Origin of the sequence: Clostridium sp. (genome assembly GCF_029267215.1) — a bacterium.
In the GTDB taxonomy this organism is placed as follows: domain Bacteria; phylum Bacillota; class Clostridia; order Clostridiales; family Clostridiaceae; genus Sarcina.
The window spans coordinates 61,135-71,710 of the sequence record NZ_JARIDH010000071.1 but is presented as its reverse complement, the minus strand read 5'-3'; the positions used below and the strand labels follow the sequence as shown (position 1 = coordinate 71,710).

Annotated in this window: 9 protein-coding genes; 3 read left to right on the top strand and 6 right to left on the bottom strand. The window is 24.1% G+C overall.

What is annotated here, in order from left to right; all coding sequences use genetic code 11:
* Nucleotides 1-2,306: 2,306 nt before the first annotated feature.
* Nucleotides 2,307-2,984, top strand: a complete 678-nt coding sequence (locus tag Q1K13_RS11870; RefSeq protein ID WP_300351180.1) for a uracil-DNA glycosylase — start codon at nucleotides 2,307-2,309, stop codon at nucleotides 2,982-2,984.
* A 91-nt stretch (nucleotides 2,985-3,075) separates the two neighbouring features.
* The gene (locus tag Q1K13_RS11865; RefSeq protein WP_300351178.1) at nucleotides 3,076-3,399 is read left to right on the top strand and encodes a hypothetical protein; all 324 of its coding nucleotides are present in this window, start codon (nucleotides 3,076-3,078) and stop codon (nucleotides 3,397-3,399) included.
* A gap of 546 nt (nucleotides 3,400-3,945) precedes the next feature.
* Here the strand turns inward: Q1K13_RS11865 and Q1K13_RS11860 are convergent.
* The 4 genes from Q1K13_RS11860 to Q1K13_RS11845 all read right to left on the bottom strand — a co-directional run bounded on the left by Q1K13_RS11860 (nucleotide 3,946) and on the right by Q1K13_RS11845 (nucleotide 7,348).
* Nucleotides 3,946-4,140 (bottom strand): hypothetical protein, encoded by a 195-nt coding sequence (locus Q1K13_RS11860; RefSeq protein ID WP_300351175.1) that lies wholly within the window; start codon nucleotides 4,138-4,140, stop codon nucleotides 3,946-3,948.
* Between the two features lie 538 nt (nucleotides 4,141-4,678).
* Nucleotides 4,679-5,302 carry a copper homeostasis protein CutC gene (locus Q1K13_RS11855; protein ID WP_300351172.1) on the bottom strand — a complete coding sequence of 208 codons (624 nt, stop codon included), beginning with the start codon at nucleotides 5,300-5,302 and terminating at the stop codon, nucleotides 4,679-4,681.
* On the bottom strand, nucleotides 5,299-6,435 hold the full coding sequence (locus Q1K13_RS11850; protein ID WP_300351169.1) for a mechanosensitive ion channel family protein: 1,137 nt from the start codon (nucleotides 6,433-6,435) through the stop codon (nucleotides 5,299-5,301). Before Q1K13_RS11850 ends, Q1K13_RS11855 begins: the two co-directional genes overlap by 4 nt.
* 406 nt (nucleotides 6,436-6,841) lie before the next feature.
* Nucleotides 6,842-7,348, bottom strand: coding sequence for a CarD family transcriptional regulator (locus Q1K13_RS11845; protein ID WP_300351166.1), 507 nt, complete (start codon nucleotides 7,346-7,348; stop codon nucleotides 6,842-6,844).
* Nucleotides 7,349-7,845: 497 nt separating this feature from the next.
* On the opposite strand from Q1K13_RS11845, the gene Q1K13_RS11840 reads away from it, so the two are divergent.
* Nucleotides 7,846-8,301, top strand: a complete 456-nt coding sequence (locus Q1K13_RS11840) for a hypothetical protein (protein ID WP_300351163.1) — start codon at nucleotides 7,846-7,848, stop codon at nucleotides 8,299-8,301.
* Nucleotides 8,302-8,368: 67 nt separating this feature from the next.
* Here the strand turns inward: Q1K13_RS11840 and Q1K13_RS11835 are convergent, their stop codons facing one another.
* Both Q1K13_RS11835 and Q1K13_RS11830 read right to left on the bottom strand, forming a co-directional pair.
* Nucleotides 8,369-9,142, bottom strand: a complete 774-nt coding sequence (locus tag Q1K13_RS11835) for a tyrosine-protein phosphatase (RefSeq protein ID WP_300351161.1) — start codon at nucleotides 9,140-9,142, stop codon at nucleotides 8,369-8,371.
* Between the two features lie 98 nt (nucleotides 9,143-9,240).
* Nucleotides 9,241-10,512 carry an NAD-dependent epimerase/dehydratase family protein gene (locus tag Q1K13_RS11830; RefSeq protein WP_300351159.1) on the bottom strand — a complete coding sequence of 424 codons (1,272 nt, stop codon included), beginning with the start codon at nucleotides 10,510-10,512 and terminating at the stop codon, nucleotides 9,241-9,243.
* Nucleotides 10,513-10,576 lie beyond the last annotated feature (64 nt).

The following is a 10,576-nucleotide window of genomic DNA, read 5'->3' as shown; positions in this document are numbered from 1 at the left end:
GCCAGCGTTCATCCTGAGCCAGGATCAAACTCTCAATTTAAAAGTTTAATCTATACTCATATTACTTGTTAAAAGAATTGCTGGTTTATGTTAATATCTTCTGTTTAATTTTCAAAGACCATTTCTTTGTCGCCCTCAAGCGACTTTCTTATTTTAACACCGCATTGAAACTTTGTCAACAACTTTTTTTCAAAACTTTTAATTTATTTTGTTGAGTTGTTGTCGTGTACCTCAGCGACGAGATTTATCTTACCATTTATTCTTCTCCATCCATATTATAAATATTGTTAAAATTGGATTTGAGATATTTAATTCTTTAAAATTCTCTAAATTTCTTTATAATTCATATCTTGACACACTTGGATAAGTTTTTACACAATTTATGTTAATATATGGTTTTATACAGTTTTAAGTATATATTTTTTCTTATTTTTTCTTATTTTTTTAATAAATAAACGTTGTTTTTGTTTTTCTATAAAAACTTTAAATAATAAATAGATATTAGTAAAACTTGTAGTTCAATCTATAAATATAAAATTTTGTTTTTACTATTTTTGATATAGTCTCAAAAAATTTATACTTATCTTGCTACCAATATAAAATTATGTGACTTGCTATGATGCTAATACTCTAAAACTTAAAATTTATGCAAAGTTCAATAAAGCCATTAAAATATATAAAATTTCATTAAATCTATCTTGATATATCTTTCAATATGTCTTTATTAATTTTAAACTTAGCTTATTAACCACTAATTAAGTAAATTTCTCAGTCAATACAACTAATATTATAAGTTTTTACCATAGAAAATCTTAAAGATGATAATAATGAAATAAAAGGACAATATAGCTAATATTGTAAATTTATCTAATATAACCTATTTATCTCAAAAGTTTGTGGCAAAATCACTAATTGATAACCTTTTATATATTCTTAACAAAAGTCATCCCACATTTTAGGATTGTCGATTGTCTAAACATAGCTATCATATTATGGTTTTTTATACCACTATTTAGCCCTAATGTATTAGTTTTTGTCATTACAATACCCAAGCTCTGTTTTTTATCTCCATATATGGTGAGAATAATTGAATATTTTATACTACAAACCAAAGTTTTTTGTAGAAACCTTTTATATATTCAGTTTAAAAATAATAGTAAATTAGTTATATTATAAGGTTTATATTATTAATACGGATATCATCTATTTAATGAATATTACTAAGAATATCATTTATTTAATGAAAATATTATTAAATTAGTTCTATAATTATTTATTTTAATTCAAAAATACATGGAATACTTGTCTTTTAGATAGGTTATATTTTAAGATGGTGTTGATTTTAGCTATTCTATAAAACCTAATTAGTTTTAAGTGAAAATCAAAATTTTGTATTTACACCTTCGAATAAATGTGAAAAGGTGTTTCCTATTTGAGTTTTAATATTAAATAATAACAGCATTTTTTAGTTCTCCACCATTTAAGTATCCAAAGCGATTTAAATTTTAATATTAAAGAATAACAGCCAGTCTAATACTTTAAATAATCTTTTAGTCATTTATTTAAGTTTTAATATTAAAGAATATAATAGCTAAAGCTAAAGAAACTCCCTTAGATTAAACAACTCCACTTCTTAAGACCATTATTCTTCCATATTCAATGGAATTCTAAAATACTTATTCATATAGTCTTAAAGTTCTATATAAAATCAATAGAGTTCTTATTCTAATGTTTTACAAGGTGTAATTTCTATCTTAAAGTTCTATATAAAATCAACACTAGCTAAAAAAATATCTTTTAGATAAAGAAATCATTTTATTTCAAAAAGGCATAAAAATTATTGCTGGCTTAAAACATATCTTTTAAATAAAACTTTGATAGATTAATTTCTAACTATTTAATATGGATGTTAATAGCATTAAAAATTACTTCTTCTGAATATTGTATTGATATTTAACTTATTTAATATGGATTAGTTATAAAAATAAAAGCAGAGAATTAATTTTCAAAATTAATCTCTAACTTATGTAATATGGATAGTTATCTAAAGTTTAGTTAAATTAGTAAATAAATATATTTTAAATAACTCTGTAATAAATTTAAATCAGTTAAAACTTTTGAATATACTATTCTTGTTATAAAAAACTATTAAGTATAAAATTTTAATTGTATATTAATATAAAGTTTCATTACTAAAATTAACAAAGATAAAATATTAAAAAGATCAATATTGTATATTAATATAAAATTTCAAGATTACAAAATTGATATAAAGAAACTTATTTAAAGAAAAGGAGTGCTATTTAATGGCTGCTGAATTTAATAATGATTGGGATAATCTTTTAAAGGATGAGTTTAGTAAAGATTATTACTTAAAGTTAAGAGAATTTTTAATAAATGAATATAAAACGCAAATTATTCATCCAAGTATGTATGATATTTTTAATGCATTAAAATTTACTGCTTATAAGGATGTTAAGGTTGTTATATTAGGTCAAGATCCATATCATGGTCCAAATCAAGCTCATGGGTTTAGTTTCTCAGTTAAACATGGAGTCAAAACACCTCCATCACTTAGAAATATATTTAAGGAACTTAATTCTGATTTAGGATGTTACATACCTAACAATGGGTTCTTAGAAGAATGGGCAAAGCAAGGAGTTCTTCTATTAAATACTGTTTTAACAGTTAGAGAAGGACAGGCAAATTCTCATAAAGGAAAGGGATGGGAAATATTTACTGATAGAATAATTGAACTTCTAAATAAAAGAGATGAACCAATAGTATTTATATTATGGGGAAGAAATGCTATTTCAAAAGAAGCAATTATAACTAATCCTATACATAAAATTATAAAGTCTGTTCATCCTAGTCCATTATCTGCAACTAGAGGGTTCTTTGGTTCAAAACCTTTTTCTCAGACAAACGAATTTTTAAAGTCAATTAATAAAGCCCCTATAAACTGGCAAATATCAAATATTTAAATTAATAGTAAATTAAATTTTTTAAGGAAACTTTACACACCTAACTTAATATACTCTATTATGAGCTATCTTTTAAGTTAGGAGTGATTTTATGAAAAATTATAAAGATAATGATGAAGATTTCAAACTAGTTCCAATGAATATTAGATGTAATACAGATTATTCTTTCATGCCTATGCAAAAGAAAAATCTATATAAAAATGTATACAAAAATATGTATGGACATATGATGAATCCTTATAATTATCAAAACTCACATGAATGCTGCTTTATGCATTCTAATAATCAAATGATGTATCCTAATTCTGAATATGGACATTATCAAAATCAAAGTATGTTTATGCCAAATAATATGGATGATATTATGGTTAAAACATTTATAACTGTAAAACAAAAATCTGATCTATTTGATTAACCTGTATGTAGCTCATAATCTACATATAGAAAATGGGCATGTATCAAAATAACTTTTTATAAAACTTACAAATAATATGAAAAGAATATATATGAGCTTTAGAATTTAAATTATTACGTAGAAAATATCACCTTAAAAAGCTTAGACTGTTTGAAGCGTAGCAAGTTTCTAAGCTTTAGTGATATTTTCCTAGTAATGATTATAAATTCTTAGCAAAATCTAGTGATTCTAGGAATATATTTGTAAGTTTTATTATTATATTTTGATACAACCCCATTTTATTTATTTCTATTTTTATTGCTGTTATCTTAAATATACAGATTTTTTAATGCTTTAAGCATTTATTTTACATCTTCGTATAAAGTTTATTTAGTATAAATAAAAAGTAGTAGATTATAAAAATCTACTACTTTTTTGTCATCTATAAATTTTATATTAAAGGGATTATAGTTTAAGTAGGGGGAATTAACACTATGTTAATTTTGTACTATAAAACCCGGACAAACAAAATATTTTTTATTTTATGTTAATTGGTAATTTCGTTATTTAGTTTACTTTTTTACTTCTATTTATTAATGTATGTATTAATGAATACAGTACTCCAACTACTCCACCTAAAGCAAACCAAAATTGAGGATTATTAACCATTGCACCTAAAGCTAGTCCTATACCAACTCCACCTGCAATACTTTTTGTTAAATGTTCACACTCTTTATCACTTAATATCATCTTCTCTAACACATTTACCAACTCCCAAACAAATACTCCTATAATTTAATTATACAATCTACTTATTACAGAGTATTTACATTCAATTTAATTATTAATTACATTTAAATCTTTTGCTTAAATTTTATTTAGTCATTAGTTATTTATATTTATTTAAGTTATTTCTTATTTTAGAACTTCCTGTTGTTATTTATAATATAACATAATTCATTTTACTTTGTAAAGAGTTATTTTTTACTATTTAAAAAGATTTTTAATATATGTTAAGAGTTATTTTTAGTCACTTCTATGTTGTTTTATAGGATCTCATACTACATTTTAACCTAAGATACATAACCTCTTTACGGAAATATTTAAAAGCTTGTATTATTTTATTAATATATATCCACTTTTTAATAATTCCTTACACAACAATAAAAAGTATTTCTATGATAATGAACTAAATTACATTATCAAAAATACTTTTTACATTAAATTAAATATTATTAAAATTAATCAGAACACTAATTTTTTTTAAATTTTATAATTAATACTCACTTAAAACAAATATTTATAAGACTCCAACTATCTTACTTCCATGAAATTCATTAGCCCCTGTAACTTCTCTTAACTCTCCAAAATTTTCTTTAGTTACTCCTCCACCTGGAAGTATTATTATTCTATCTCCTGCATATTCAACTAACTCTTTTAAAAACTCTTTATTTTTAAATGCACTTTCACTTCCACCTTTAGTAAGAATTCTATCTATTCCTAAAGATGCTATCTTATCTAAGGCATCAAATTTATTTTCAATTTCATCAAATGCCATATGAAAAGTTATACTAAGTGGTTTTGATAATTCAACAAACTCTTTTGTTGTTTCAAAATCTAATGTATTGTCTTCATTTAAGAATCCAAAAACTACTCCAGTAACCCCAACTTTTTTACAAAGTTCTATATCTCTTTTCATTATTTCTAATTCTTCCTTAGAATAAAGAAAATCTCCTCCTCTTGGGCGAATTATTACATTCATATCAACATCTAAATCTTCTTTACATTTAGCTATTGTTCCATAACTTGGAGTAGTTCCCCCCTCTTTTAAGTTATCACAAATCTCAAGTCTACTAGCTCCAAGTTCTGTGGCTCTCTTTGCTTCCCTATAATTTCCTATACATGCCTCTAATTTTAAACTCATATACCTCTCTCCTCCTCAGTGATATTTTTTAAACTTTCAAGCTCCTTACTTTCAAATCCATTGTTTATTCCTCCTTTATCAAGAGTGTTAAAATCAAATCTTAAAAACATTAAGTCCACATTTTCTTCTCTTAAGATTTCTAATATTTTTATGTTTATTTCTTGCTTTAACTTCTCATAATCAAGATATTCAAATTGATTTGTATAAAAATAAACAAAAATTCCAAAACCATATGTTGAAAGTTCATTGAAACTCACTATAATTAAATTTTTATCTATTTTATCATGAGTCTTAAGCATATACTCTATTTTGTTCACAGAATTTTTTATACTCTCCACAGATGTTTTACAATCTATAGTAAATTTAAAATGTATTCTTCTAAGCTTTCTCTGAGTCCAGTTTATAATATTATTATTTGCAAGCTTCGAATTTGGAACAGTTGCAAGTGCCATAGAGAAAGTTCTAACTTTTGTACTTCTAAATGTAATTTCTTCAACTACCCCTTCAACATCTCCAGCCTGAATCCAATCTCCTATAGAAAATGGTCTATCTAAAACAATAACCATACCTCCAAAAAGATTTGAAAAAGTGTCTTGAGCAGCCAGTGCAAAAGCAACTCCACTTACCCCAAGTCCTGCAATAAAACCAGTTAATCCAAATTCATTAGCAATTATTATTACTCCAATTAAAAGTATAACAAGCCTTATTATTATAGATACAAAAGGAAAAACTATGGTATTTCCTTTATCATTTTTATGAAGCTTACTATATAATAATGAGTTTACTAAGGTTAAATTATATGCAAAATAAATAAAAGAAGCTATTACACCAACTTTAATTATCTTATATGTAGATAAAACTTCTAAATTTAAAGAATCAATATTTATAATCTTAAATATTGAATAAACTCCTATGAAGGATATTAAAAGTTTTAATGGATTTTCTAATGCTATAATAACACTATTATCAAAATAATTTTTAGTTTTTCTAGTTAACTTTCGTAATACCTTAAAAATATTTTTTATAACAACCCTATTTATAATCAAAACCATAAGCATGATAACTAATATTACTATTATTTCATTTAAATTTATTAATGCTAACCTGCTAAAAAATCTATCTAATTCCTTCATATATTCACCTCAAAAATTTTCATACTCAGTATTTTCCCCTGAAGTTATAAATTTAAACCTTTAATATTTCCTCTAAAACCCTTAGTTAAGTAGTATTACCTTCTAACTCTTTTCCAAACCAATAACTCTTTTCCAAACTAAACATTTATGAGCTTTTATACTAAATTACTCCTTATTTTAAATTTAGATTCTGTTTTAATAGAGTGTTGATTTTAGCTATCCCTTCAGACCTACTTAATAAGCGGTTTAGAGTTATATCTAAAATCAACACTAGTTTAAAACAGAGCCAAAATTTAAAGTTATAAAAAACGGTGTAGAATATAAAATTATATTCTACACCGTTAATACAGTTTATATATTTAATTTATTTTACTAAAGTATTTTCTAACTATTTTATCTTTTGAATTTAATGTGGCATATGAGCTTTTATGTATTTTTTTACTTCTTCTGGTTTAATATCTAAAACAGTAGCAAATTCTTGATGTAACATCTTCTCTGCTGTTTTTAATATTTCTTCATCACTTTTACAAACTTTTTTATTAGTTGCTTTTCTTTTATCCTTATCTGATCTTATACTTCTAATAACTGTGATTAAATCATCACATTTTCCTGATTTAATCATTGATTTAAACTCTTCGCTTCTTTCTCTGTCATTATCTACCCAAATTGTTTCTTGATTAGGAATATTCTCGATTAATGAATCAACTTCATCCTTAGAAATTATTTCCCTCATAAAAATCTTATCATTATCAGTAGGTATTTTTATTAATGTAGTCTTTGAATACTTAGAATATATAGGATTTAATACATAATATTCTTTTTCCTCACTACCCATAATTGTTTCCTTAGTAATATCTAGAACTTTGCAGACCCCAACATTTCCATACATTATATAGTCATTGATTTTAAACACTAAATCTTCACCTTCTTAAAATTTATTTATATTTAGTTTTTAATTTTTCATGTTTCATTTCTATTAGTTAGCAGTCATACTCTTTTAGATAAAAAAAATAGTCTTAACACCGAAATTACGCCATTAAAACTACCGCTGTATATTTATATTTTACCACATAAAAAAATTTTAATGTAAATAAAACTTTTATTTAACTCCTCTTTTCTTAATTTATAGCCCATTTCCTTAATAATACTGTTAAAACATCTATCTTACTATGAATACTAATATTTTTTATATTTAAACTCAAAATTTTTTGAATTAGTCACTTTCAATAAATTTCCATTTTATAAAATTATGTAATAATAAATATAGTAAATTATATTTTTGAGATGATTTCATGAAAAATAAAATAGAAAAATAACTGAAATAATAAATCAACTATTAAAATTAATTTATGTAATTAATCTAAAACTTTCAAAATATATTATAGTAAATACTTTTTTAAGGAGTTTTAGATGGTAGCTATTTTTTGTGTAATAGTAATTCTACTTGCCATAGGTGCAGTAGGATTTGTTTTTTATCAGTGTAATATTAAGGTTATTGAATACAAAAGACAAATTTTAACCTTAAATAATCAACTTTCAAAATATAAAGGGGTATCCCATAATAAATCAGAAATCAAAATCAAAAAAAATTTAATAATAAACTATAATGAACCTGAATTTAGATATGGAGTTACTCTTTCTCATGCAACAATTTACTTAGCACCATCTGATGATTCATATCCTATAAATAAACTCAAAGAAAAAACTCAAGTAAAAATTATTGATGAAGCTGAAATAAACAATGAAATTTGGTACTACTCCTTACTTAATACAGAGTCAAAAATAAACTGTAACGGCTGGATTAAGAAAACCCAATTCTCCGTACTTATGGAAGACAACTCAAATTTTATAAATAAAAGAATTTAAAAAGTGACGTATGCAAAATTAGTTGCATACATCACTTTTTTTTATTTAGACCTATTTTAAACCTGAATTACTTTCTAAAGAATGAGAAAAGTCCTTTTTTCTTCTTTTTAACCTTTTCCCCATGGAATGTTAACTTTTCATCATTAAGTAAAGCTAGTGCATTTTGTTCAAATCTTTTGCTTAAACCTCTACTTAACTTATTAAGAGTTTCACATGCTTTTTCTAAACTTGTATTTCTATTTCCATCACTATGTGCATCTGAACCTAGGAAACTATAAATATTGTGTTCTAAGAATATTTCTGCTGTTTTTTTAACTTCTTTTCCAAACATTCCAGTAATACTTCCTCCATTTAATTGAAATAGATATCCCTCTTCAATAAACTGATTTATCTTTTCTGGATTATTTATAAAATCAACATATCTTTCTGGATGAGCTATTATAGGAACTATTCCTCTTATTTTAAGCTCATAAACACCATCTATAGCCTTTTGAAAATTAATTCTATCCATAGGAAATTCTATAAGCATATATCTTGAGCCATTTATAGTCCCAATTTCTCCATTATTAAAATCTTCTAATATGTGATCTGTAAAAAAGACTTCTTGTCCTGCATATATTTCAATATTTAAATTATTATCCTTAGCTAGTTTATTTAATTCGTCAACCTTTTCTTTAACTACTTTCTTATTTTCAACCCAATATCCTCTAAAGAAATGAGGTGTTGCAACTATTTTACTAGTTCCTGATTCACAAGCTCTCTTCAACATAGCTAATGACATATTAATGCCCTTTGAACCATCATCTATATTAGGTATTATATGTGAATGTATATCTATCATATCTTAATGCTACTTAACACATAGTCAACTATATATTTTTTGATTAGCTTTTTAATCTATTGACTAGTAGCTCTCCTTTCTTTTATTATTTTAAATTATTAATCCTCTTTATATAACTTACAAATGAAATTAAATTTATCGCGCATTGTATTATACTTAATTTCAACTTTTTTAATTTCTTTTTTATTTCTATCAATTATAATTCCAATAAGTAAACTTGTTGCTATATACATAATTACATTGCTTATCATACAAGCAATATATCTCTCTAAATTTGCATCATTATAATAAATTCCTAAAATAACTCTAAAAATAAGTACTGCACTTGCAAAAAGTCCATTTATTAATCCTTCTTTAACTCCAAGAATAGAAGAAATTAATACGCCTAAAAACATTACTAAATTTAAAATATGTATTTCATATTCAGTGTTAGCCTTATTACAAAAAAAACACATAACAGGAAACAAAAGAATATTAAATATTAAAAACAAAAGAATTTTATTATTTCTTTTGTTTTTCTTAACTTCTTTTGATTTTAAAGAATTAACTAAAAAATAAATACCCTCTTCAAAACAAACATTAGTTTTCCATCCAAGCTCCTTAACAGCTAAATTGTTACTTAATTCAAATTTATTTTTATCTTTTCTCCTTGAATATTTATGACTAAATTCTATAACTTTAAGTATTTCAAATATTTCTTTTCCTGAATAACTTTTTCCATAAGATAAATTATATACATAACTTCCGCTTCTAAATGATGCCTTATAAACACCTTCAACAACATCCTTAATGCATATATAATCTTTTGAATTCTCACTTAGCGAATTTGATATTTTCTCTTCATTAAAAAAACCTAGTATAATTTCCCTAAGTTCTTTATCTGTGTTATCTAAATCAAAATCATATATATTAGATATTCTTAAAATTCTAAGATCAACACTATAAATTTCCTTATAAATATTATAGTATTCTTCATAAGCAAGCATACTAATTCCATATGCACTTTTAGGAATAATTTTGCTTTTCTCATCAATATATAAATCATCTTTATATATGTCTGTGCTTGATAATAAAACTAATTTCTTAACCTTATTATTTTTTGACAATTTTACGATTTTCTCTATGTTTTTAACATTTATATCAAACACTTTTTTTTCATTATTTATTTTTGATGAATCTATTATAATATCAAAAAGTTCTTTGCTTAATAAACTTTCAAACTCATCATCTTCTACCTTTATATCGTGAACTATGTAATCACTTTTTATAGAGCAGTCACCAAGAAGATGAACCTCATTTCCTTCTTCAAAAAACTTTTTAGCTATATACCTGCTTATAAAATTCTGACCTTCAATTATTAGTACCCTCATTTAATCACCCTTAGTTACTAAATTCTACAAATTCATATGAATATTTTACCATAACATTAATAGA